General features: G+C 69.1%; 23 protein-coding genes, 1 tRNA gene and 1 pseudogene. 7 read left to right on the forward strand and 18 right to left on the reverse strand.

Going from position 1 to position 23,463, the window contains the following annotated elements; translation table 11 throughout:
* Window positions 1-469: 469 nt before the first annotated feature.
* The 9 genes from ALMP_RS16820 to ALMP_RS16860 form a co-directional block, all read right to left on the reverse strand.
* Window positions 470-889, reverse strand: a complete 420-nt coding sequence (locus ALMP_RS16820; RefSeq protein ID WP_264928790.1) for a hypothetical protein — start codon at window positions 887-889, stop codon at window positions 470-472.
* On the reverse strand, window positions 886-1,500 hold the full coding sequence (locus tag ALMP_RS16825) for a DUF433 domain-containing protein (protein ID WP_048820918.1): 615 nt from the start codon (window positions 1,498-1,500) through the stop codon (window positions 886-888). Before ALMP_RS16825 ends, ALMP_RS16820 begins: the two co-directional genes overlap by 4 nt.
* Window positions 1,501-1,723: 223 nt before the next feature.
* Window positions 1,724-2,767, reverse strand: a complete 1,044-nt coding sequence (locus ALMP_RS16830; protein ID WP_264928792.1) for a serine hydrolase — start codon at window positions 2,765-2,767, stop codon at window positions 1,724-1,726.
* 92 nt (window positions 2,768-2,859) lie between these two features.
* Window positions 2,860-3,975, reverse strand: coding sequence for a glycosyltransferase family 4 protein (locus ALMP_RS16835; RefSeq protein ID WP_264928793.1), 1,116 nt, complete (start codon window positions 3,973-3,975; stop codon window positions 2,860-2,862).
* Entirely contained in the window at window positions 3,972-4,508 is a 537-nt protein-coding gene (locus ALMP_RS16840; protein WP_264928795.1) for a deoxycytidine triphosphate deaminase, read from the reverse strand. The genes ALMP_RS16835 and ALMP_RS16840 overlap by 4 nt, the downstream gene beginning before the upstream one ends.
* Entirely contained in the window at window positions 4,505-5,044 is a 540-nt protein-coding gene (gene dcd, locus ALMP_RS16845) for a dCTP deaminase (protein WP_264928797.1), read from the reverse strand. The genes ALMP_RS16840 and dcd overlap by 4 nt, the downstream gene beginning before the upstream one ends.
* Window positions 5,044-6,279 carry a metallophosphoesterase gene (locus ALMP_RS16850; RefSeq protein WP_264928798.1) on the reverse strand — a complete coding sequence of 412 codons (1,236 nt, stop codon included), beginning with the start codon at window positions 6,277-6,279 and terminating at the stop codon, window positions 5,044-5,046. The genes dcd and ALMP_RS16850 overlap by 1 nt, the downstream gene beginning before the upstream one ends.
* Window positions 6,276-7,595 carry a UDP-N-acetylglucosamine 1-carboxyvinyltransferase gene (locus ALMP_RS16855; RefSeq protein WP_264928831.1) on the reverse strand — a complete coding sequence of 440 codons (1,320 nt, stop codon included), beginning with the start codon at window positions 7,593-7,595 and terminating at the stop codon, window positions 6,276-6,278. Before ALMP_RS16855 ends, ALMP_RS16850 begins: the two co-directional genes overlap by 4 nt.
* A gap of 2 nt (window positions 7,596-7,597) precedes the next feature.
* A complete protein-coding gene (locus tag ALMP_RS16860; RefSeq protein ID WP_264928799.1) occupies window positions 7,598-8,035 on the reverse strand; it encodes an ATP-binding protein in 438 nt (145 codons plus the stop codon).
* Window positions 8,036-8,210: 175 nt separating this feature from the next.
* On the opposite strand from ALMP_RS16860, the gene ALMP_RS16865 reads away from it, so the two are divergent.
* Both ALMP_RS16865 and ALMP_RS16870 read left to right on the forward strand, forming a co-directional pair.
* The gene (locus tag ALMP_RS16865) at window positions 8,211-9,482 is read left to right on the forward strand and encodes a helix-turn-helix domain-containing protein (protein WP_264928800.1); all 1,272 of its coding nucleotides are present in this window, start codon (window positions 8,211-8,213) and stop codon (window positions 9,480-9,482) included.
* Window positions 9,479-10,033 carry a flavoprotein gene (locus ALMP_RS16870; RefSeq protein ID WP_086698425.1) on the forward strand — a complete coding sequence of 185 codons (555 nt, stop codon included), beginning with the start codon at window positions 9,479-9,481 and terminating at the stop codon, window positions 10,031-10,033. Before ALMP_RS16865 ends, ALMP_RS16870 begins: the two co-directional genes overlap by 4 nt.
* A 360-nt stretch (window positions 10,034-10,393) precedes the next feature.
* Here the strand turns inward: ALMP_RS16870 and ALMP_RS16875 are convergent, their stop codons facing one another.
* The 5 genes from ALMP_RS16875 to ALMP_RS16895 all read right to left on the reverse strand — a co-directional run bounded on the left by ALMP_RS16875 (window position 10,394) and on the right by ALMP_RS16895 (window position 15,598).
* The gene (locus ALMP_RS16875; protein ID WP_264928804.1) at window positions 10,394-12,103 is read right to left on the reverse strand and encodes a relaxase/mobilization nuclease domain-containing protein; all 1,710 of its coding nucleotides are present in this window, start codon (window positions 12,101-12,103) and stop codon (window positions 10,394-10,396) included.
* A complete protein-coding gene (locus ALMP_RS16880) occupies window positions 12,100-12,750 on the reverse strand; it encodes a MobC family plasmid mobilization relaxosome protein (protein ID WP_086698423.1) in 651 nt (216 codons plus the stop codon). Before ALMP_RS16880 ends, ALMP_RS16875 begins: the two co-directional genes overlap by 4 nt.
* A gap of 131 nt (window positions 12,751-12,881) precedes the next feature.
* The gene (locus tag ALMP_RS16885; RefSeq protein WP_086698422.1) at window positions 12,882-13,766 is read right to left on the reverse strand and encodes a DUF2637 domain-containing protein; all 885 of its coding nucleotides are present in this window, start codon (window positions 13,764-13,766) and stop codon (window positions 12,882-12,884) included.
* Between the two features lie 192 nt (window positions 13,767-13,958).
* Window positions 13,959-15,218 (reverse strand): DUF3631 domain-containing protein, encoded by a 1,260-nt coding sequence (locus ALMP_RS16890; protein WP_264928808.1) that lies wholly within the window; start codon window positions 15,216-15,218, stop codon window positions 13,959-13,961.
* Between the two features lie 137 nt (window positions 15,219-15,355).
* The gene (locus ALMP_RS16895) at window positions 15,356-15,598 is read right to left on the reverse strand and encodes an AlpA family transcriptional regulator (RefSeq protein ID WP_175647442.1); all 243 of its coding nucleotides are present in this window, start codon (window positions 15,596-15,598) and stop codon (window positions 15,356-15,358) included.
* Between the two features lie 467 nt (window positions 15,599-16,065).
* On the opposite strand from ALMP_RS16895, the gene ALMP_RS16900 reads away from it, so the two are divergent.
* Complete coding sequence (locus ALMP_RS16900; protein WP_107502087.1) at window positions 16,066-16,347, forward strand: helix-turn-helix domain-containing protein; 282 nt, start codon at window positions 16,066-16,068, stop codon at window positions 16,345-16,347.
* Window positions 16,348-17,586 (forward strand): site-specific integrase, encoded by a 1,239-nt coding sequence (locus tag ALMP_RS16905; protein WP_237481495.1) that lies wholly within the window; start codon window positions 16,348-16,350, stop codon window positions 17,584-17,586.
* A 90-nt stretch (window positions 17,587-17,676) separates the two neighbouring features.
* Here the strand turns inward: ALMP_RS16905 and ALMP_RS16910 are convergent, their stop codons facing one another.
* Together ALMP_RS16910 and ALMP_RS16915 are read right to left on the reverse strand one after the other, a co-directional pair.
* Entirely contained in the window at window positions 17,677-18,024 is a 348-nt protein-coding gene (locus ALMP_RS16910) for a hypothetical protein (RefSeq protein WP_085571756.1), read from the reverse strand.
* Between the two features lie 112 nt (window positions 18,025-18,136).
* Window positions 18,137-18,209 (reverse strand) — tRNA-Arg (locus ALMP_RS16915).
* A gap of 257 nt (window positions 18,210-18,466) precedes the next feature.
* Between ALMP_RS16915 and ALMP_RS16920 the strand changes: the two are divergent.
* A pseudogene (locus tag ALMP_RS16920) lies at window positions 18,467-19,131 on the forward strand (metalloregulator ArsR/SmtB family transcription factor); the annotation flags it as partial.
* Between the two features lie 56 nt (window positions 19,132-19,187).
* Window positions 19,188-20,447 (forward strand): MFS transporter, encoded by a 1,260-nt coding sequence (locus ALMP_RS16925; protein WP_264928813.1) that lies wholly within the window; start codon window positions 19,188-19,190, stop codon window positions 20,445-20,447.
* A 333-nt stretch (window positions 20,448-20,780) separates the two neighbouring features.
* Here ALMP_RS16925 and ALMP_RS16930 read toward each other — a convergent pair whose 3' ends face one another.
* Window positions 20,781-22,442 (reverse strand): transposase, encoded by a 1,662-nt coding sequence (locus ALMP_RS16930; RefSeq protein ID WP_264928815.1) that lies wholly within the window; start codon window positions 22,440-22,442, stop codon window positions 20,781-20,783.
* Window positions 22,443-22,527: 85 nt separating this feature from the next.
* Between ALMP_RS16930 and ALMP_RS16935 the strand changes: the two genes are divergently transcribed.
* Window positions 22,528-22,779, forward strand: a complete 252-nt coding sequence (locus tag ALMP_RS16935) for a hypothetical protein (RefSeq protein ID WP_264928817.1) — start codon at window positions 22,528-22,530, stop codon at window positions 22,777-22,779.
* A gap of 111 nt (window positions 22,780-22,890) precedes the next feature.
* On the opposite strand, the gene ALMP_RS16940 is transcribed toward ALMP_RS16935, so the two are convergent.
* Window positions 22,891-23,241, reverse strand: coding sequence for a nuclear transport factor 2 family protein (locus tag ALMP_RS16940; RefSeq protein WP_264928818.1), 351 nt, complete (start codon window positions 23,239-23,241; stop codon window positions 22,891-22,893).
* Window positions 23,242-23,463: the final 222 nt, after the last annotated feature.

Raw genomic sequence — 23,463 nt, forward strand, 5'->3', positions numbered from 1 at the left:
TCCTCGGTTCCGCCGATGGATGTCCAGCCGGGCAAAGGCCATCACGCCTCCCCTCGGCGGGGTTGCGGACCTGCACGGGTGTTCAGCGCGGCCCCTGCCATGATGAGCTTGCGCGGAGTTGCTTCGACCGCGGCGGACATGATGCCGACCCGTCTCCGCGCCGACCACTGGGGCGGCCCGGGGTTCGTCTCTCGCCGAGGACGACCCGGCGGGGCGGCCGGAGTGCGTGGTGCCCTCGGTACTTCAACCGTACGTCGGCCGCAACCGGAAGCGGCTGCTTCGACGGGCGCGCGGCACGGTAGGGGCCGCATCACCTCACGGGCCGTCCCCACGGTCCGGGCTCTGCCGCGAGTACGAGCGCATGGGTTCGCGCCAGGCCCGGCTTGCCAAGGCCACCTCCAGCGTGTCCCCTCCCGTAAGGCAGCCTGCAGCGCGGGCGGACTTGCCCCGACGACACGGCGTCTGAAGATCAGGTTTTGAGACGGCTGACTGTGACGCGCTGACCCTTCAGCAGGGGCAGGTTGCGCACGTGGAAGGCGTGGGCGCCGGTGACGTTGCTTATCTCGTCCAGGATGTGCGGCATGGCAGCGAGGTAGGCGGCCGTGGAGTTCACGATGTACAGCAGGCCGTCCGCGTCCGGTTGACGATGGCCGATCCAGTGGAGGCCGGTCTCTATGAGCGCGTCGCGCTCGTTCCGGTTCGACAGCTGGTTGCGGTCCTGCGTCATGATCGCGTCGAAGCCGCGATCACTGACTGCGTGTATGAGTTCTGTGTCCATCACCCCGGACAGCCCCTCGTCGTGGGCGGTGCGGAACTCGTGATGGAAGAACACTGTGCTCAAAGGGGGCAGGATGGCCGGCGTCTCGTTCTCGTCAAGGAAGAACCTCATGCAGCGCGACCGCCGATCTGCACGACCTCCTGGTGGAAGTCTGCTGCGTCTGCCGCTCCGGACACTTCGACGGTCGGGTAGAAGCGATGTACTTCGGCAGGCGCGACGCCTCCGGCGACCAATTTGGCGACAGCGTCGTACGGTACGCGTGTCCCCTGGATGGTCGGCCATCCTCCGAGCCGGTTCTGCTTGACCTCCAGGTGTGGCCGAGGACGGCGGAAGTCTGCGACCGAACGTCCTTGCATGTTTTCGAAGGGCGCGAAGACGTTGGCCAAGCTGTAGATCACCTCTTGACCGGGCCGGCGGACAAGGTCGATGGCTCGTTCCTCCTGGACGAGGAAGACCGAATCTCCTTCGGTGACGAGCATGTAGGCAGCCGGGTGCTCGGTCAGGTCCCACTTGCGCAGCTGATCCATGGCCTTTCGGATGCGCTGCAGGGGCAGTTTGCTGCGTAGATATACGAACGTGCGGAGTGCCACCACGTCGCGGAATGAGTAGCGGACCGGGTTGTCCTGCACTTCCGGTTCCAGCAAGTGGGTACGTCGCCAACTGTGCAACTGTGCGACCGAGGCGCCGCTGAGCGCCGCTGTGAGGTCTACGGGGAAGCTCATGATTCACCCCCTCTCGCGAGCTTCTCGGCGACGATTGAATCGCGCTTCAGCGACGCGAGCATCCCACAGACTCACTCTGCCCCCCCAGACGTAGCCCGAATGTCGGAATGGTAGTTGCTTGCGAGGCGTCCGTCAGCGGGTACGACCATGCCGGCGGCTCCCGCAGCTGGAGGGTCTTATCGGATTGGTGTCTGGGCGCGAACCCGGCCCACCGTCCAGTTCCTTACCTGAAGGCGAGTGCGCGGAATGCGTTGCGGACATCGGTCAGTGGCGCGCGGTCGCGGGTGTAGTAGAGCTTGTTCGTCAGGAGTACCGCCCACCGGGCCTTGGCGGGCGAGATCCACACCCCTGTGCCGGTGAAGCCGTAGTGGACCCACACGTCCTCTTCCACGGACGTGTAAGGGGCGGGGTGCCAGAACAGTCCACGGGCCGGCTGGAGTCCGCCGGTCTGAATGGTCAGGGAGCACGCGGTCCACTCGGACGTGAAGCCTGCGCTGGTGTTGGACGTGGAGCCGTCAAGCATGTAGCGAAGCAAGGCGGCGAGGTCGTCCAGGACGGTGAAGACGCCTGCGATACCGCAGACACCGCCCAGGAGGCGTGCGGAGAAGTCATGGGCCGTTCCCTTCAGGTGGGTGTCGGTGTCCTGGTCGAGTTCGGTCGGTGCGCAGCGGGCGGCGATTTCGGCGGGGAGGGGGCCGAAGCGGGTGGAGGTCATGCCCAGTGGGTGCCAGGTGCGGGCGGTGGCCAGTTGGTCCAACGGCTGGCCGGAGAGGTGTTCGGCGAGGTAGCCGAGGATGAGGGCGGCGCGGTCGGTGTACTCGACGGCTTCGCCGGGTGACCCGTGGAGTGGCTCGTGCAGTACGCCGCGGCGGATGTCGTCCGGGTTGGTGCCGTAGAGGTTCTTCAGCTGGGCTCGCAGTGGGACGCCGGCGGTGTGCGTCAGCAGCTGCCGGGCGGTGACGGCTCCGAGTGGGTGCCCGGTGACCTCCTGCCAGAAGCCGCCGAGCGGCTGGTCGAGGTCGAGGGTGCCGTCGTCCCGTAGGGCGCCGATGGAGGACCAGACGGCGAGGATCTTGGTGAGGCTGGCGGCGTCGAAGACGGTGTCGGTGCGCATTGGCACGTCCGGCTCGTCGGGGTCGAGGACGCCGGTGGCGCCCTGAGCGAGGATGCCGGTGGCGTCGCCGACGGCCCACACGGCGCCCGGGTACACCTTGTCGCGGACTCCCTCGTCGAGCAGGGCTTCGATGCGGTCGCGGTCGTACGTCATGGTCTCCCTCTTCGCCGGGGTATCCCGTCGGTCAGCGTAGTGACGTTGGTGGAGCGGTTCGGGTAGTGACGTGTCAGGCCATCGGAAGCAGTTCAAGTGAGCTGGCGACCAAGGTCGGTCAATGACCGTGCGGTCGCCGAGAGGGGGTAGCGTGCTGCGTTCGTATACCCCGCCTGCCGCAGAGCGGCCAGCAGACCAGGGCAGGTGCGCAGCCGGTCGAGGTCACGCGCCAGCGCCGCAGAGTGAGTGAAATCCGTGGCCAAGCCGGATGCGGCGAGCGCTTCGCTGAGGCCGGGTACGGGCTGGTAGAGGACGGGGAGTCCGCAGGCTTGGGCCTCCAACGCGACCAGGCCCATAGCCTCCAGGGTGGTGGACGGCATGACCAGCACGTCGTGTTCGGTGAAGGCTTTCCATAGCTGTGGGCGGCGGAGCCAGCCGAGGTAGCGGACTCGTACGCCGGCTCGCTGCAGCAGTGGGGCCAGTACGTGGAACTGGGCTTTGGGCGCTGCGACGCTCAGCTCGATACCGGGCACGGGAGCCAGACTCTTGATCAGGGCCTCGCCACCCTTTTCGGCGGTCAGGCGTCCTGCGTACAGAAGCCGTAGATGGCTGGTGGAGGTGCGTGCCGGCCGGGCGGGCCGGTCGGTGAGCAGGTCGTCGGGGATGCCCCAGGGGATGTGGGTGATCTTGCGGTGCTCGATCTGCGGGGCGAGCTTGAGGAGGTGGTCGGCCATCGCGTGGGTGGGGACCACGATGGCATCGGCAGCCCTCGCCGTCTCGCGCAGCACATGAAGCTGGTCTCGGTGCGTTTCGGCGAAGAGCAGGTCCGTGCCGTGGACGAGGGCGATCCGGGGGTGTGCGGGCAGGGCGCGGATGAGGGCTGGGGTGGCGCCGAACGCGAGGTGCTGCAAGTGGAGGACGTCGATCTGTGCGGGATCGACCGCTGCAGCGAGGGCCCTGCGCAGTGCTTGGACGTAGCGAGCGAACGCGGAGCCTTCGAGGCACTTGCCGGCGACGGGCAGCAGATCGAGCCCGGACGGGAGCCGATGCCGGGAGCCGGGTGGGGTCAGCATGAATGCGCGGGCCGGGATGAGGGGCTGCTCGCCGGTGTACAGATCGAGGAAGAGCTCGACGCTGCCCCCGGGGTTTCCAGCGGGCAGGTCCAGGAAGGTTGCGGCCACCGGGCCGGTGAGCGAGCGGGCGTTCACCGCACTCCTCCGTCGATTTCCTCGTAGAGGCGCGAGATGTCGATGCCCTCTGTGGACGCGTACTTGGCGTGCTGCTGCTGGTAGCTGGCCGGGGCGCCGCAGGTCGTGAGGAAGACGAGCTTGCCGAAGGTCATGCCCGGATACACGCGCACCGGTCGGGCGGCGCGGATCTCCAGCGTCCAGCGGATCGCATGGCCCTGGTGTCCGAGCGGAGCCGACACGTGAACCCAAATGCCCAGGGAGCCGGTGGTGCGGTCGCCGTTCAGCAGCTGGGCGTACGTCTCCGAACCGGTTTGCTCCAGCGTGATGCCGAGGTAGAGCAGACCAGGGCGCAGCACCAGGCCGGTGTCGGGGATGGGCTGCTCGGTGAAGGGGGTGGGGGTTGCGGCGTCGAGGTCGCCGTCGCAGACGCGGATGGTGTTGCCGAGGCGCCAGTCGTAGGCGTTGGGGGAGACGCGGCTGGGCTCGTACGGGTCGATGGTGATCTCGCCGGCCTGGACGGCGGCGGCGATGGCGGGGCCGGTGAGGATCACGATTCCACCACGTGGAGTCGGGCGAGGTCTCGCCAGTAGGCGGAGGGTTGCGGTCCTGTGGCGGCCTGGTACTTGCCGCCGTAGAGGTCCACGGCACCGGTGGAGACGAAGAACATGATCTGCCCGATCTTCATGCCGGCGTACACCCGCAGCGGCCGGATCGGGGTGAGCATGAGCGTCCACTGGCCGTGGAAGCCGATGTCGCCGATGGGGGCGGTGATCTCGACGAACAGGCCGAGGCGTCCGACGGAGGAGCGGCCGAACAGCAGCGGCACGAAGGTGTTGGAGCCGACCTCTTCGAGGGTGTGGCCGAGGTAGAGCTCGCCTGGCTGGAGGACGTGCCCGTCCGGGCCGATGGTGGTTTCGCGGGTGGGGTTGGGCCGGTGGGCGTCCAGGACCGGGCTCGTGTACTTGATCAGGGTGGGGCCCAGACGCACGTTGTAGCTGTTGGGGTTGACCTGGTCGGCGGCGAACGGGGTGATGCGGAGGCGGCCGTCGTGAGCGGCAGCGGTGATCTCCGGGCCGGTGAGGATCATTACCTGCCTCCTTCCGCGGTGTCGGGAGCAGTGAGTATGTGCTGGACGGCCTGGTCCAGACGCAGGCCGGCCTCGTGCGTGCGCTCGCCGAGGTAGGTGTCGGCGAGGTAGCCGGTGGTCAGCACGGTGGTGATGGTGTCCGGCAAGGGATCGGGGGCGGTGACGAGCGGGCCGGTCTGGGTGGTCAGATGTGACAGCCAGTCAGTGAGGTCCCTGCGTGCCGGCTCAGGTACGTGGGCGTGCACCAGCTGGTTGGCGAACGGCTCGATGGAGAGCAGGTCGCCCTGGGTGAGGGTGTCGCCGAGTGGTACGGCGCGTAGTGCCGTCTCGTTGAGGATGACCGCGTCTGATCCGAGTGCCGTACGCAGGCGGGCGGTGAGGTCCACGAGCAGGCTGCGCCGGTCGAGGGACTGGTGGCGGTAGGCCGGTAAGACCGGGCCGAGGACGCCGGCCAGCTGCTGCTTGACGTCCTCGATGCGTGAGCGCAGGCCCGCAAGCTCCGTGGGAACGACGTTCGGGGCCCGATCCGGGAAGGACGTGGTGCCCGCACCCCATCCCCTGCCCACGGGCGTGGCGATGGCATAGCCGTCGGCGAGTTCCCGGCCCTTGACGACCAGGGTGTCGTCGACCCGGACCGGCCCGTACTGATCGCTGTGGCAGTGCCCGGCGAGGACCACGTCGAGGAAGGGACAGGCTGCCGCCAGTTTCCCGTCCACGTCGAAGCCGGAGTGGCTGAGCAGGACCCAGCTGTCCACCTCGTGGTGGTGAGCGAGCATCAGCTCGCGTAGGGCCTGGACGGGATCAGTGACGCAGTGGCCGGCTCGCTGGGCGGCCGGGATCGAGTGGAAGGCTTGCCGACCGATCACAGCGGTTACGCCGACGCGACGTCCAGCGATGTCCGCGATGTACAAGCGGCGGAAGAGTGCGTCGCCGGTGTTGGCATCGACGGCGTTGACACAGACAGTGCGCCGGTGAAGGTCCGGCTCGAAGTGGTGACCCCAGCCGTGGTTGCCGGGGGCCAGCACGTCGTACAACTTGAGCAGGATCTCCCGCTCGATGGTGCCGCGAGCGAGGCGGTAGTAGCCGCTGCCTTCGAAGAAGTCGCCGCAGTCCACGATGAGCGAGGTCGGGCGCAGCGCGTGGAGGTGGGTCAGGAACGGTGCGGCGTTGTCGAAGGCGGAGTGGACGTCCGTCGTGGCAACGATCTGGCGCAGGTTCCGGCCGTCTGTGGTCATGGGGTGACCTCGCAGATGTCGGCACCCAGGGTGCGCAGTTTGCCGGACAGGTCGGCGTGGCCGCGGCGCAGCTGGTCGAGGCCGCCGATGGTGGTGACGCCTCGGGCGGTGAGGCCGGTGATCATGAGGGCGGACCCGGTGCGGATGTCAGTGGCTTCGACGCCCGCGCCCGTCAGCTGCTGGGGCCCGGTCAGGCGGCATTCGGTGGGGGAGATCTCCTCGATCTCGGCGCCCAGGCGGGACAGCTGCGGCAGCAGGTTGCCGTGGCGGCCGGGATTGATGGCGTCGGCGAACAGATGCGTGCCGGGCAGTCCGAGGGCGAGTGCCATGAGCGGTGGTTCGAAGTCGGCGTCCAGGCCGGCCGGGCTCAGGGAGGCGATGGCCCGCAGGGGACGACCAGTGGGGGCTGCCTCCCGGGCGCGGACGGTAAGGCCATCCGGCTCCGCGTCTGCGGGGATGCCGAGCTGATGAAGGGCAGCCACGAACGGGCCTACGTCCTTGCCCTGCACACCGTCGATACGGGCAGTACCGCGCGTCGCGGCGATCGCGCAGGCCAGCGTGGCTGCCTCGATCTTGTCTCCGGGCACTGCCCAGGCAGCGGGGACAGTCGGCGGCGAGGCGGGCGGTGAGAGAGTGAGTACATGCTCGCCGGCGCGCGTCTCCCAGCCCACGGAACTCAGGGCGTCGAGCACGCTAAGGACTTCGGGTGAGAGGTTTGGCTGACCCAGCCGTAAGGAGCGGTCGGTCGTGAGAGCGCGCAGTGTCGCGGCCACGGTCGCCCCCCGAGAGCGGAAGGGCAGTGCGATGGAGACGGTGCCGGTGTGTGAGGCGTGGGCCTCGATGCCGTATCCGGAGCTGTCCTGGAGGCTCCGGTCGCCGAACGCCTCGTACACCTTGAAGTGCAGCTCCATCCCGCGCGCACCGATCCGGCAGCCGCCCGGCCAGGGCAGCCGCGCCTGGCCGTACCGCGCGAGCAGGGCGGGGACGAGGTAGTACGAGGCGCGGATGTGGGCTGCCTGCGCCAGATCGGGCAGTCCCCGAGATGCCTCCGTCGGCAGGATCACATAGGTGGTCGGTTCGCCGACGGGCTGCGTGACATGCCAGCCCGCCTGTTGCAGCAGAGCGAGCATGATCTGGACGTCCGTGCTGTCCGGGACGTTGCTCAGCCGAACCGGGCGGCCGAGGGCAGCAGCGGCGGCTAGGAGCGGCAGAGCGGCGTTCTTGGAGCCGTCGACGCTCACGAAGCCGGCGAGGGGCGGCCCTGGGCATACGGCGATCACCTCGGCGGCCACGCCGGGGACGTGGGTGGTCGTCATCATCAACTCCTCTGCAGGGGAAGGAAACAGGCGATTTCCTGGCTGGGTTTGTTGATCAGGTCGATCTCGGCCCAGCAGCGCTTGCCGTTCTTTGTCGGCTCGGCTTGGTACCGGTCGGCGAGAGCGGCGACGAGGAACAGGCCACGGCCGCCCTCGCTGTCCGCAGCGGGCAGAGCCGGCTGGGGCAGCACCGGGCTCGCGTCGCAGACCTCGACTCGCAGGACGGCCTCGTCGAGGCAGACCGTGAGCGAGACCGATCCGGTGCCGGCGTACTGGACCGCGTTGGTGACGAGCTCGCTGACCAGCAGTTCAGCCGTGTGCACCACCTCGGCGTCCAGCTCCGTGTCCCAGCCCGCTATCGCGTCCACGGCCTGGTGCCGGGCCTCGCTCGCTGCGGCGGGCGTCGAGGGCAGGGAAAGAGCGAGCTGGTGCGCTTCCATGAGCGGCCTCCCGGTGTAGGTGGGGCCACACCAAGCAACCAGCCCGTCGCCGTGAGTGGTTAACTCGTGCGCGGGCGCTGCATGAGTTATGCAGGAGCTGCATCACCGCCAACTACGGCTGATCTATGCTCGATTGAGCAGGCAGGATCAGCGACGGCGGAGGGAGCCGTGGCAGATGGCCGATGCATATGGGGAAGCGAGACGGATCGGAGAACGGATCCGGCGGGCACGGGTGTTACAGCGGCGTTCACAGCATGACGTGGCCGCAGCGCTCGGGTATCACCAGTCCAAGGTGAGCCGTCTGGAGAGCGGTCGCGGCACGGAGGACATCCGCGTACTACGCGCCGTCGCGCAGGAACTGAACATCCCGCCTCATGAGTTGGGCCTCGCCCCAGCTCAGGACGTCTCCACCGCCGATCAAGAAGCTGACGACATGCACCGCCGGACCTTCCTCGCCGCGAGCATCGCAGCGCTCGCGGCCCCGGCCGGCTCTTCGGCCTCACACACCGCCCTCGTCCAGGCCCTCCTGCCCGGCGCCGGCCCTGCGGGCGCCGGTGGCCCACAGGACACGGCCGTCCTGTACGAACGCGTCGGATCAGCACTCAGGCTTTTCCACACCTGTCACTACACAGAGCTGGAGCGCACCCTCCCGAACCTGATCGCCGACCTGCGGATGGCCGCCGGCGATGCGACGGACAGGGACACGGTGTCCGGGCTCCTGGCCACGGCGTACCAGACCGCGACCAGCCTGCTGCTCAAACAGCACGACCAGGGCAACGCATGGCTCGCCGTCGGCCGGGCGATGGCCGAAGCAGAACGCTCGGGCGACCCGGTGGTCCTCGCCTCCAGCGTCCGTGTCCAGGCCCACGTCCTGGTGCGCGAGAAGCACGCCACCGAAGCCGTCACTCTGGTCAGGCACACCGCCGACCAGCTCACCGGTTCGTACGACCGGCGCTCTCCGAAGTACCTCGCTGCTGTAGGACTGCTACTCCTGCGCGGCGTGACCGCGGCCAGCAGCCGCGGTGATCACGCGGCCACGAAGGAATTCCTCACAGAGGCCAAGGAAGTCTCCCGGTACGTGACCCTGGACCGGCCTGACGCTTGGGCCACCTTCAGCCCGACCAATGTCGCCCTGCACGAGCTGAGCGCCCTGGTGGCCTTCGGTGACGCCGGCCTCGCCCTCCAGGCGGCCCGACCCCTCATGCGCCGACACATCCCGGTCCCCGAGCGCCGCGCCGCCCTATGGGTGGAGGCGGCTCGTGCCTACAGCCAGCAGGGCCGCCTCGCCGACGGCTACCAGGCCCTGCGCATCGCCGAGACCTGCGCCGCCCAGGACATCCGCCGTCCCGACGTCCGCAACCTGGTCGCCGACATGGCCGCCCGCGACCGCCGTCGTACCCTGCCGGAACTGCACCACTTCAGCCGCCAACTGGGAGTCCCCGCGTGACCGAGCCGACCGCTCCGGACAAGAAGCCCTTCCTGTACGTCGTCGTGTGCGCGGCAGGTGTTGCCCGTGACGTCGGCAAGCTCATCACCACCGCCCAGGAGGCGAACTGGGACGTCGGCGCCATCGCCACACCGCAGGGACTCGGCTTCATCGACGTCAAGGCGATCGAGGCACAGACCGGCTACCCGATCCGCTCCGGCTGGCGTTCACCGGGAGACCCGCGCCCCCTGCCTCCGGCGGACGCGATCGCCGTCGCTCCCGCCACGTTCAACACGATCAACAAGTGGGCCGCCGGGATCTCAGACACCCTCGCCCTGGGCATCCTGTGCGAGGCGTACGGCATGGGCATCCCGACCGTGGCACTGCCCTACCTGAACTCAGCCCAGGCCGCCCACCCTGCCTACCAGCAGAGCCTGGACCGTCTGCAGGGGATGGGCGTCCTGATCGGCTCGTGCGAACCGCACCGGCCGAGGGCCGGTGGCGCGGCGGATCGCTTCCGCTGGGAGGAAGCGCTGGAGTTGCTGGAGCCTCTGGTCAGCACGGTGCGGTGACGCGGTTCCTTCACCGGAGACGGACCGCAGTGATCATCGTCGACGCCCGTTCGCCGGGCTGCCGACGAGGTCACCGGGGAGCGAGGCAATCACTCCTCCTCGTGCGGACGTGCTGGGCTGCTGCCGAGGCGAGCTGATCCGGAAGTAGGAGGGGGTCCCCCGGGTAAAGACCGTTCACTCAGGAAACACCAGAGCGTTCACTCAGGAAACGCGCGAATGTTCACTCAGGAAACCCGCGCCCGTCCTGGACCGGCCAAGCGCCCGTTGTGTGGTGTCAGCGGTGTGGGAAACCTGGGGGTGAACGGGACAGGTGCCTTCCTCCTGCTGACGGCCTCGCGCGCGAGGCCGTCAGTGCCGGAATTACCGGTGTCGAGAAGGTGTCGCAGGCCCAGGCTGCGAAGGGCTCGGTGGGGTCTGGCCACGCTGTGCCGTTCGTGCTGCAGCGCTCGTGCGGGCTTGGGCGGCTCGTGCTCTGGCGCTGGGGGCCTGCCGGGCGGTGAGGCGTTGGATGCGCCAGGTGAGGGTCCTGACGGTGGAGCGGGCGTCGTCCAGGGTGCGCCGGCGGGCGGCATGCTGGAGGAGCAGCTCGGGATCGTGGCCGGCGGTCTCGGCTTCGGTCAGGGCGGCGGCCAGTGCCGGCCAGGCGGGGTCGTCGAGGATCTGCTGAGCGTGTTCGGGCACGATCACGAGGATCCGCTGGGCGTGCCGCTCCATGGTGCGGGCCGGTGGTTGGCGCTGGGCCAGGGCGGCCAGTGGCTCGGCAGCAGCCTGTTGGTAGACGGCCTGCAGGTGGACCAGGGCCTGGTGGGCGGCGGCGACCTGCTGGTCGTGCTGGCGAGCCTGGTGCCAGCGGGCTGTGGCGAAGATGACGAGCACGGCGATGTCGAGGAACATCGCCAGCCCGGACCCGTCACCGGTGACCGGCACGGTGCGCAGCGCGCGGACGGCGCCCCGGAGGGCGCGTGCCTGGTCCTGCTGGGCGCGGATGCGGGAGCGGGTGGCGCGTTCGAACGCTGTGGCGGCCTGTTGCAGCTGTGGCCGCAGGTGGCTGGGGGCGAGCAGCGGCAGGACATCGATGGCTTCGCCAAAGGCTGCGATGTGGGCCTGGGCTGCCGCGTCGTCACCGTGGTCGAGGTGGTGGGGGATGCGCTCAGCCGCGGCGGTGGCCTGGTACCAGGGGTTGGGCCTGCGCCGGCTGCCCGGCTCCGCTGCGGGCGGAGCCTCGATGGCGGTGAGGCGTTCGCGGATCTTGGGGAAGGACAGGTCGGGGGCGAGTTCGGCGCCGGAGAACCAGATCGGCTCGCCGGCGGCGTTGGTGTCGCCTGCCACGGCGACCTTGTACCCGCGTACGTCGCCGGAGGGAAAGTGCTGAACATCGACGAGGACACCTTCGACGCCGTCGAGCAGGTGGAGGAATTCCTCCGGGCTGGTGGCGATGGACACCAGCTGGCGGACGGTGGTGCGCAGGCGCTCGCGGGAGGTCCGAGTCGTGCCGGCGCGGCGGGCTTTCTCCATCTCGGCGCGGGTGGGGCGCTTGGTGGCGGTGCGGTCGCCGCGCACGACCTGCAGGAGTCCGTATTCCTTCTCGATGGTGGCGAGTTCCTTGTCGGCCTTCAGGTAGTCGTTCCAGTGGCGGGCGGTGCTCAGGTCTCCTCGGACCTTGGTGGCGGCGATGTGGATGTGGTCGTCGGCGTGGCGTACGGCGACCCAACGGCACCCGTCGGGGTCGCCTTGTGGCGCGATCCCGGTGGCCGCCACAATGCGGCGCGCGATGTCCGCCCACTCGGCGTCGGTGAGGTGCCGGTCGCCGGGGGCGGCACGTACCGAGCAGTGCCACACGTGCCGCTCGGGTACCCGGCCCAGTCGGCGGGCTTGCTTGACCCGCAGGTCGAGGTCGGCCACGAGGCGCTTCTTTGTGGCGTCGAAGTCGTCGGCGCGGCCTGGGTCGGGTGCGAAGCCGTCCCAGGAGGCGATCAGGTGCGGGTCGGTGTGGTCCTTGGCCTTCTTCGTGTCGAACAGGTACCGGATCAGGCCGGCGGTGTCCTTGCCGCTGCCGATCTTGGCGATCACTGGGCCGCCTTCGCGGAGACAGCGTGGTTCATGGTCTGCGCGATGTCGCCGATCGCGGCGCGGACTGCGTCCAGGGTGCGCTCGGTCTGCGCGAGGACGGCGGTGTCCACAGGGTGTGGATCCCCTCCGGCGTTGAGGCGGTGGGCGATCTGGTTGACGTTGTTGCCGATGCGGGCGACCTCGGCCCGCAGGGCGTCGAGCTTGTCGAGGCAATCATCGAGCTGGGTGCGCTGCCCGGCCAGGCCCACGGTGAGATCGCCATCGAGGTAGGCCATGATCACGGCGCCGACGAGGTGGGCGCCGGCGATGCCCATCTCACGGGCCCGGGTGAGGATCCGGGTCTTCTCGTCGACGCTGTAGCGGACGTCGACACGCTTTTTGCGCTGGACGTCCTCGCGGGAACGGCGGCGAGCGAGACGACGCAAGGTGACTTCGTCGGCGCTGGCGGCGGGCGACTGCTCGGCTGCGTCGGCGGGTGCCTCCTCCTCGGGCACCCCCTGGTGCCCGAAGTCCTCCGCCACCCCCGGGGCGGAGGTGTCCGCGTTGGACCGGCCCCTGGACGGTCCAACGTCATACCTTGCTGGCTGGGTGACGGCGGTGGTCACCTCCTGCTGGCTAGTGGGGAGTTCATTGTGGAGGTCGGGCATAGAGCGGTTCTCCATGTGGTGTTGCGGTGCGACGGTGACGCGATTCGACGGCTGGCTCGTCCCCGTACTGGTCAGCGCGGGGACGAGCGAGAGAAGTCGAGTTCGCAGGGTGGTGGGTGCTGCTGGGAGCCTCAGAGGGCGTTGGCGGGTCCCTTGTCGGGCTCGGCCCGCCACTGGCTGGCGGCCTGGTCGAGTTCGGCCTGCACCCGGTCCTTGATCCGGGTCAGGCGGTCCTTGCCGATGCGGTAGCCGGCGTCTCGTATCGCCGCCTCGATGTTGCGGCGTGACGCGCGGCCTCCGCGTCCCAGCGGTGCCGTGCGGGCGAGGGCGAGGAGTTCGTCGAAGGTGACGTCGCGTTCGTGGCCCTCTGCCGTGGCGAGCGGTTTCCGAGCCTGCGGCACATTGGCGGCGTCCCGCACCACGTCGCGGGGGCGACCGGCCACATCGGGCATCTCTGCTTGCTCTGGCAGACCGGCGTTGCCCTCGGATGACGGAGTCGGCTCGGCGTAGTCGGTGTGGTTGTGGCCGTAGCCAGGGGCGTTGTGGCTCTTTGTGGTGGCGACCTCTTGAACGTGGCGTGTGGGGTGGCGGCGGATGACCAGGTCAAGGTGGACGGCTCCGGCCAGTGCCAGCGGGGCGATGGCTGACAGGGCGCCGACGGTGATGTCGTCCAGGTGGAGCCCGGTGGTGTGAGCCTGCTGGTTGAGGCGGACGGCATGCAGGGCGTTGGCCCAGATGCTGGTGATCGTGGCGATGCCGACGAGTGCCCAGACGTACAGCCGGGAGCGCCAGGGTGCGGTGCGCAGGATGAGCAGGGCGGCGACGCCGATGGCGATGAAACCGTCGATCACCAGGGGGAAGGCGTACGTGAGGATTCCGCGGACGTGGATGGCGACGGCCATCTGCCGCAGAGCGTCGTAGGAGAGGGCGAAGCCGATCGTGCCGACCAGGGCGACCCCGAGGCGGATCGCTGCGGTCAGTACCGGCGCGGGAGCTTGGGCGGTGCGTGAAGGCAAGCGGGGTACTCCAGGCGGGGAGCGGGTGCCATGGGCACCGAGTGAGGCTGGTGGGAGGGGGTGCGCACTCGTCGCACTCGTCGCGTGCCTGGTCACAGCAGGTACGGAAGGTTGGCGTGATACGAGTGGACTCGTCACGGCGACGACACTCGTCGCGGGGCTGACCTGCGACGCGACGAGTGCGACGAGTCTTTACGAGTGCAGGCCCGGGCCGGGGGCGGTGCTCTCGTCGCCGCTGTCGGGCGTCGGCTCCTCGGGGCAGTAGCGGGCCCAGGCGTCGGCGAAGCGGAGGCGGGCGAAGCCCTTGGCCTGCCGGCCGCCTTCAAAGCGGTGAGTGGCGGCCTTGATATCGAAGTCCTTGAGGAGGATGCCCAGGTGGCGTGGGCTCAGGCCGGCGGTGCCGTACTCGGCCCACGGCGCCTCCTGGTCCTTGAGGAGTTCGTCCAGCAGGTCCCGGGTGCGCATGATGTCGGGATCACCGCAGCGTGCGAAGGCGCGCCGGATGTCCTGCAGCAGGCGGGTCTTCAGGTTCGACTCGTCGTCCTTGCCTGCCTCGGCCGCGCACATGGACGCACACGCGGCGCGGGCCTCCTCGGGCCAGGTGCTGCCCGCCAGTTCCGCGACGATTACGAGCGGTTCCCAGGTGTCTGCCGCCCGGTCCTGCACCGGCATCGGCGGTACCAAGTCCGCTGCGGTGTCCATCAGGGGGCGCAGCCAGGCGGTCAGCCGGTCGCGCAGGCCGTGCAGGGTCGGGATGTCGCGGCGGGAGCGGAACTGCTCGACCCGCTCACCATCCTTGCGGCGCTGCATGCGGATCACCACCGCCCGGTCCATGACCGTGTCCGGTAGATCCCCGATGCCGGCGAGCGCTGCCATGGCGAAGGTGGGGAACGCCTGAGGCTTGTGCTCGGGCCCGGAGATGCGCAGGGCGGGCCGGTTGCGCTGGTGGCCGGCATTGAGCAGGCCGCGCAGCTCCTCGTTCTTCTCGGCGGCCTTGATGCTGCCGAAGATGGTGTCGGCCTCGTCCACCAGCAGGGTGGGCGGGTCATCGCCGATGGCGCGGAAGACGACCGCCGGGCTGGTGTTGACCGTGATCAGCGGCTCGCGCACGGTCTCCGTGATCACATCCAGCAGGCGGGACTTGCCGCACCGTTTCGCCGGTCCGACCACCGCGAGACGAGGCGCGTGCTGGAGGGCGGGCTGGATGTGCGTGGCCGCGACCCACAGTGTGACGGCGGTCAGCGCCTCGCTGCTGGGCAGGATCACGTACCGGGCGATGGCTTCCCGCAGCTCGTCCAGCAAGGCGGCGCCCTCTGGAGCCTGGGGAGGCTTCTCGTCCTCGGCGGGCGAGGGTTCGGGTATTGCGGGAGCTGCCTGGCCGGGGACGGCGACGGGCGGCCAGGTGGGCGTCGGGGATGCGGTAGGGGTGGTGGAGGACGTAGGTTCGTCCACAGGCGTTCCTCCCTGGTGGGCCGGACGGGCAAGGCCCGGCCCACCGGATCGGTCATTCAGGGGCGATGGGGCAGGGACTGTGCGGCTCTCGGCGGTGGCTCGCCGAGAGCCGTTTCGCTGTCCCTGAAAGGGCGGCGTCAGACCACGAGGTCGTACGTGGCCTGGGCGTTCAGCCAGGCGTCCACCTCGTGCCAGCGGTAGCGCAGGTGGCGGCCGACCTTGTGCACGTTGGGGCCGATGCCCCGGTACTTCCACTGGTAGAGGGTCTTCACCGGCACCCCGAGGTAGGCGGCGACCTCCGCAGGGGTGGCCAGCGGGCCGCGCTGGGCAGCTGCGGTGGCGACAGGGACGTTGGTACTGCGGGGAGAGGTCTTCGGCACAGGGCTCCTTTTCGTCTTGAACAACGGGCCTGGACAACACAGCCACACCGCCAAGGGAAAAGTCCAGAGTTAGTTCTGAAACTCTGTACTACTTCTCTCAGCGTGGTCGGGGGAGACCAAACAGTAAGGGCGGATCCCCGGTTGCCGAAATCGCTCCCGCAGAGCCTGGAATTTTTCTGTGGCGCAACGGCTGGCAGAGGGGTCGGAATCCGGTACCTCCGCAGCTCAGAGATAGCGCCCAGCAGTCATCAGTGGCGCGGTCAGCCTACCGGACACTATGGCTGATAGTCGCTCAAATCGCCCATCTCCATGACGCGGAGGGAAGATAGCACGGCCTCTCCGCTGAAAAGGCTCGTGATGTACCGGAATTCGGCGAGACGAACACCACTTCGCCCCCGGGCGACTTTTATAGAGTTTAAGAACTAACTCTTGCTATGACGGCCGGATGCAAGTTACAGCTACCTGTCATGGCAACCCGACCTGTCGAAATAGGCCCCGCCGGCCTCCGCACCGCCCGCGCCATCGAGCACCTACGCCTCGTGCGCAGCCTGACCCAGCACCAGCTCGCCGCCCGCTGCACCGCGCTGGGCCGCCCGATGTCCAACACCGCCCTCAGCCGAACCGAACGCGCCCACCGACGCTGCGATGTCGACGACCTCGTCGCCATCGCCACCGCGCTCGGTGTTCCTCCCATGGCCCTGCTCCTGCCGCTCCCGTCGGTGTCCAGTAATGACCGGAGGGGGTGCTAGTTGGCGCGGGTCTGGATTGAGGACCGCATCGGGCACGGGACGTACATACGGGCCGCGGCGGAAGCCAAGCGGGCGGGCCGTACGCCGCCGGGGCGGTACCGCGTGCGCTGGTACGACCCCGATGGCAAGCCGAAGATGAAGACCTTCGCCCGCAAGGTCGACGCCGAGGCGGAGCGGACGAGGATGGAGTCCCGTCTCAACGACGGCTCCTACCGCGATCCCGCAGCCGCACGCGTGAAATTCGCAGAGGTGGCGGAGTCCTGGCTGGCCGCGCAGATCCATCTCAAGCGTTCGACCCGGGGCCGCTATCGCGGCGTTCTCGACGTCCACGTGATCCCCAGGTGGGGCACCACACCGTTGGACCGCATCCTGTTCGAGGACATCGCCGAGTGGCTCGCGGATCTGCTGTCCGGCGAGGCGGCAGGCGGCAGGAAGCTCAGCCCTCGGTCGGTCCGCAAGGCGTACGTCGTCCTCAGCCGCGTTCTCGGCTACGCGGTCAAGGCTCGTCGTCTGGCGGTCAACCCGGCTGTCGGCGTGCCCTTGCCGAAGGCGGCGCCGGCCGACCACGTGTACCTCGATGACATGCAGGTCGACGCGCTGGCCAACGTGTCGGGCGCCTACCGGGTGTTCATCCTGCTGCTGGCCTACACCGGCCTGCGCTGGGGCGAGGCGTCCGCGCTGAAGGTGGGTCGCGTGGACCTGGACGCCTGCCGAGCGCACATCGTCGAGGCGTACGCCGAGGACAACGGCAAGCTCTACCTCGACACCCCCAAGAACCACGAGCGCCGGTCGGTACCGATCCCGCGGTTCCTGGCAGAGGAGTTGAAGCCCCACCTCCAGGGCCGGGGAGATGAGGAGTTGCTCTTCACCGCCCCTCAGGGAGGCCCGCTGCGTGCCCGTAACTTCCGTCAGCGGTTCTTCGCGCCAGCGGTCGTGAAGGCCGGGCTGGGGCACCTCAACGTCACCCCGCACAAGCTGCGGCACACGGCGGCCTCGCTCGCCATCGCCAGCGGCGCGGACGTCAACGTCGTACAGACGATGCTGGGCCACAAGTCCGCGACCCTGACGTTGGACACGTACGGCCACCTCTTCCCGGACCGTCTGGACGAGGTGTCGAAGAAGATGCACAAGCGCCGCGCCAAGCAGCTGGCCAAGGCGAAGGCCAAATTGGAGAAGGCGGAACGGCAGGCCCGCAAGGCCGCTGAGGCGGTGGCCGCACTGGAGGAAGGCGCCGCGTGATGTGTGCCTAATCCGTGCGGGGGAGCCGTAGTCGAAGGGGCCGCCCCACCACGCTGTTGCGGTGGGGCGGCCCCTCGCCGCTCCCTCGGATCAGATGCCGCGCGGTCGGCGGCCTTCCTGCCAGGCCCCGTCAATCGCTGCAGCGGCCGTGTCTCCAGCCAGCTGCTCGATCTCCTCGGGAACCTCCCGCTCGTCGAGCACAAAGAGCCGGCCACCGACGAGCTGGGTGGTCGCCTTCCAGCCGAGACGACGCCCCGCCTCCCGAGCGGCACGCCGGACGTCCTTGAGCTCGCCCATCTCCGCGAGATCGTCGCTGCTCAGGATCAGATGCCCGTAGTAGCCCTGGTACTCGGGCTTGAGCGCGGCCCGCATCAGCGACTCAAGGCGGTCGATCAACTTCTCGTGCCGGCGCCGGGCCAGATCATCCTTGACGGGCATCCTGCCAGCTCCCCACCGTCCGCGCGCATGGCATGTGTGCCATATGTGTGCTGCAAGCGCAGGAGCCCTCCCGTCCGCTGGACGGAAGGGCTCCTGACCTGGTGCTTTGCTGTGCCCCCGGCAGGATTCGAACCTGCGACACCCGCTTTAGGAGAGCGGTGCTCTATCCCCTGAGCTACGAAGGCAGGAGCTTGTAGAAAACCTTGTTGAAAACCCAGGGTGTGGATCTTCGACGAGGAGCGCAAGCCCGCTGGTCAGACGTGGTGCAACGCTCTCCGCTGGGTCATCTGAGCAGACAACGTCACGCACCAACGACTGACCAGGGGTAGCTTAGCGGATGCGCGCCAGTGAGGGTCCTCTGTCTGGGGGCAGGAGGTCGGGGCGGCGAGCTGGAGTGCCTCTGACCTGCGGTGCCTGGGGCTTGCATCGCGCGGTTGGTGGACGCGCACTCCTCGAACGGTTCCTGAGCATGCTGGAGCGCTACTGGCGGGAGGCGTTCGAGGAGGAATGGGCCCGGATCGAACCGGAACTGGCCGCCGGGGTCAGCGAGGCCGGGCCCAGATCGAACAGCGCGGACTGTACGGCATGCTCCGCGGCCTGTGGCCGGAGGTGCGCAGCGACCGGCAGGCCGAACGCTTCTGGCTGGAGCGCCCCCACGACCACGAGGTCGCCATCGGCCCGGACGACACCCTGCTGCTCGCCCCCAGCGCTTATGTGTGGCCGCACGTCCGGGTCAACTGCGACGGTCCCTGGTCCCTCGGCCTCGTCTTTCCCGTCTCGTCGATCGTCCGGGAAGCCCGCCCCAGGATTCCTCCCGCACAGCTCGTCGCCATGCTCCGCGCGCTCGCCGACGACACCCGCCTGCGCGCCCTCCGGCTGATCGCCGAACGCCCGCGCAGCACCCAGGAGTTGGCCCCGCTCGTCGGCGTCAGCGAGGCCGCCCTGTCCAAGCACCTGCGCGTCCTGGCGGACGCGGGCCTGCTCGAACGCCGTCGTGAGGGTTACTACGTCCTGTACCGGCTCCTGCCCGGGCAGGTGGCGGGTCTCGCTCCCAGCCTGGAGAGCTTTCTGCACACCACCGACCCCATGGGTCGGCCGGAGCGCTGATTAGCCAGCTGCCTAATAAGTGGATCAGATGCCCGAGGAGATCCGACAGTGGCGGCATGTCACTGCTCAGGGACCGCGATTTCCTGCTTCTCTTCGTCGGCCAGGCCGTCTCACGCTTCGGCGACGGCCTGTACACCGCCGCGACCGCCTGGCTGGCCTGGTCGCTGACGAAGGACCCGACGGCCGTCGCCGTGGTCAGCGTGGCCGCGTTCGCGCCCGCGTTCCTGGCCACGTTCGTGTCCGCCTCGTACGCCGACCGTTACGACCGCCGCAAGCTGATGATCGCCGCCGATCTGGCCCGGGTCGCCGTGGTGGCGGTGGCAGCGGTGTTGCTGTCCCTCGGCCTGCTGAACCTGCCCCTGCTCGTGGTGACAACGGCGCTGCTGGCCCTGATCGGCGCCCCGTTCGCCCCGGCCCGCAACGCCATCGTCACGCAGATCGTCCCGGCCGACCGTCTGCAACAGGCCAACGGGCTGCTGCAAGTCGCCTTCCGGGCCGCCTTCTTCGTCGGCCCGCTCATGCTTGCGCCGCTGCTGGCCTACGGCTCCATGCGGGCCGCGCTGGTGGTCAACGGACTGACCTTCCTCGGTTCAGTGGGCGCCGTGGCCGCCATCCGCGTCACCCGCCCCGTCCTCGCCGCAGGCCAGGCGGGCCTGTGGGCCGATCTCGCCGCCGGGCTCAACGCCGTGCGGGCTGCTCCCGACGTGCTGGTGGTCATCGTGACCTTCGTGCTCGCCCTCGCTCTGACCAGTGGTTTCCTGACGGTGGGGCTGGTCGCCGTCGTGGGGCAGGGCGGCCGCTACGGCCTGTTGCTGGGCGTCGCCGGGGTCGCGGAAGTGGCGGGGGCGCTCCTCTTGGCCGGCCTGCGGATGCGCAGGCTCGCCCTGGCGGCGGTGCTGGCCTGGGCCCTGCTCGGAATCTTCCGTGCGCCGCTCGGAATCGTCACCTCCACTGCCGGGGCCGCAGTGCTCCTGATTGCCACCGGGCTGGCCTCGGCCCTCACGGACATCCCGCTGATCGCGCTGGTGCAGCAGCGCATACCGAGTCACCATCTGGCGAAGGCGTTGGGTCTGTGGGAGGCCGGAGTGGCAGGGGCCCTGGCCGTTTCCCCCTTCGTGGCCTCGACCACCATCGCACTCACCGGAGTTCAGGACGCCTTCCTCCTCTCGGGCGCCGCCCTCGTCGTTCTGGCCATGAGTGCCGCGCTCACCCTGGCCCGCATAGACAGAGCACAGCGGCCCGGGCAGTTGCGCATCGGCGTCCCGTCTGGTTCCGAGGCCGAACAACCGGCAGTCGCGCCGGAGTCCGCCCGGTGACTGGCCCCCTGCTGTCGTCCCGCCAGCCCCGATTCCGGACGGCCCGCCGTGAGCGAGGCTCGCCGCACCAGTCGTGAGCCGTTCGTGCTGAACCAGACTTCCGCGCCGCCGCCCTTTCGGCTCTCGCCCGAGCGTTCGGCCACTGCTCGTCCCCCGCCCCGTCCCTTCGGCCCCGAACGCGTACAGGCCCACCTGGCCGAGGACTTCCACGACCACAACCGCCCCGCAGGCTTCGGCGACGAAGCCAGCGACCGCGACGTCCTTGTCATGCTGCTGACCGCACTGGCCACGGCGTTTCCCGACGGCGGCACACCATCGAACGACTCACCGTTCCTAATCAGTGAGCAGGAGTGGGTCTTGGACCCATACCTGTGCACTGCGGACATCCCGAACGGTTTTGGGTGTCCTGGTGGCCCGCTTTCGCTCCGCGTCCGGCGACACGCATCGTGTGCGTGGTCCGGGGATGCGGGGGCGGGTTTCCTCACGCCGTGAGGTGCCCGGTTCGGCCTGGACGGTCCGATGCTCCACAGCATCACTCCGGTGCTGTGGGGGCGGTGTCGTCCGTCGCCGGATCGAGTGCCCCAGGGCGCGCCGTCCGATCGCGATGCTTGCCGCATCGTGTCGGGTGGTCTTCCTGGTCTTGCTGGTGAGGGGCTGTTGCCAGTGCTGGGCGCCCCACTTGGAGGTGTAGGCGGGGTCCACGGCCACGATGGTGATGCCGAGTTCGGTGGCCATGGCCACCAGCCGTGCCCGCAGCCTGGCTACGGGCATGCCGGAGATCAGCTTGCGGAACCGCTTCTTGCGGCCGTGTTTCTCGCGGGTGGTGTCCGCGGTGAAGTCGAGGTCTTCGACCGCGATGGCCAGGCCGTGCCGGTGTGCCCAGTGCAGGAGTCGGATGAGGGCGTGCCGGACCTGGGCGTCGCGGTGGGGCGCGGTGCCGGACAGGTCGTAGTCGAAGCGTCGGGGCGCGCCTTGCGGGTTGCCGTGGGCATCCAGGCGCCAGGCCGCCAGGTGGTCGGCGTTGGTGTCCACGCCGATCAGGCCGCCGGTGCGAGCGGTATCGAGCGGCACGGTCTTGACCGGCTCGATCTGCCAGGACGCGGTGAGGTACCAGCGTCCGCGCTGGACGTCTTCGTGGATGCGGTAGGCAACCGCCCGGTTCGCGGTGACGCGGTCGCGCCAGGTGTCGCCTCGATGCGGGAACCGCACCGTCGCGGCCAGCACGTACCGGCCATGCTCCGCGTTCGCCAGATACACCAGCGGCGTGGGCAGCTTGATCGAGACCTCGCCGTCGGGGGTGACACGGATCGTCTCGTTCCCGAACCGCTTGCCGGACTCGCCGTCCGCCTGCAGGAAGCGGCGATCGGCCTCCCAGCGTTGGCGCCACCCATGCTCGGTGAGCTGCGCGGCGTCAAGGTTGTGCCGGGTACGCGCCAGCCGCTTGCCGCCCCGGACCACATGCACACGGCCTGCTTCGCGGTCAGTCAGCGCGGTATCGAGCCGGTCCTGGAGCAGGTGCAGGCGGCGGGTCTTCGCGAACCGTTCCTGCTTGCTGCGGTAGCCGCCCGGCGTCCGCTTGGTGCCCTTCTCCCCGATGGGCCTAGACAGGCGGTGCGCGATCGTCTTGACAGCGGCTTCGAGGGACCGGATGTGGGCGAGCTGCCCACGCCGGGCCAGCGCCCACTGATCATGCGTGGCCTTCGTGATCGCCCCGGCCCAGCGGGACGACGACTCCACCGTCAGGTCACGCTTGCGGGACGCCCACCTGTCACTGTCATGCTCCAGCCCGTCAGCGCACCGCGCCTTGAGATCACGCGAGGCCAGCGACCCCAGGTGGCCGCCGACCAGCCGCAGCACCTCCTCGTCCCCGGCAGTCAGGCCCTTGAGCCGGTCACGGATCGCCACCCCGGCGGGCCCGGGCACCACGAACGGTGCCGCAACCTCCCGCAACCCGCCCTCCTCGTCCGACTCGACGATCCCCGTCGCCGAGCTCAACGACCACCATCCACGAAGGTCACGCATTCGACGCAAGAACTCCCGTTCCCAGGCTCATACGCACAGCAGTCCTGGACACTCACTCATGCACACCAGAACACGCTCGATCGCTATCAACAGGCAGCCGTTCCAAACCCCCGGCGGCACCGACGAAGCACTGCTGTACTGGCGGTTCACCGGCACCGCCTTCCTCGGCGCCCCGGCAGCCGGTGCCCGCGTGGACTTCGCCGGCACCGACCTGTTCGCCGCCGGCAGCGGAGCCTTCACCGCACAACGCCACGTCGAAGACCTGCTCACCCTCACCGGCCAACCGTGCCCGGACCACACCGGATCATGACCGTGTCACCGACGCCGGACAGCAAGCAGCGGCCGCATCGAGAAAGTCGATGCGGCCGCCGCTGCCGTGACGAGGTTCCGTCGCCCGACGGTGATGCCGGGACGACGAGAATCAGACGCCGTAGGGGTTTTCGATGATGAAGACCCAGTCTCCCTCGCTCGTCCTCTTCATCACCTCGACCGACTTTCCTTCCAGGGTGCCGTCCTCGCCCGTGATCTGCCAGGGCACCTGGACCATCGCCAGGTCGCCGTTCTGATGGACCGACGCGGCCCCCATCTCAAAGGTGCCGGGCGCGGCGAGGTAGGGCTTCAGCGCTTCCTTGATGCCTTCTCTGCCGTAGACCGGCTCCTGTCCCGGTCCCGGTACGAACATGGCGTCTTCGTCGAACAGGGAACCCAGTCCGTCGAGGTCCTGGTCCTTGAGGTACTGGGCGAAGCGCTCGTGCACGACTTCCGGCTTCATGTTCTTTCCTTTTCTTTTCGTTTCTTCGTTGCGGGCGGGCGGGTCGGCTACAGGCCGATCTGCGTGAGCCATTGACCGGTGGTGCGCGGCGTCAGCCCCAGAAACTGCTGGGTGCTGTTGTGCGCGCTGATGGTGTTGTCCGGCGCGGTGGCGAGGCCCTCGTGCAGTGCGGTGACCGCAGGCGCTCCCGCGTCTGCGGCGGCGTGGAAGGAGCGGGCCGGT

The organism is Streptomyces sp. A012304 (assembly GCF_026008495.1).
Lineage (GTDB): Bacteria > Actinomycetota > Actinomycetes > Streptomycetales > Streptomycetaceae > Streptomyces.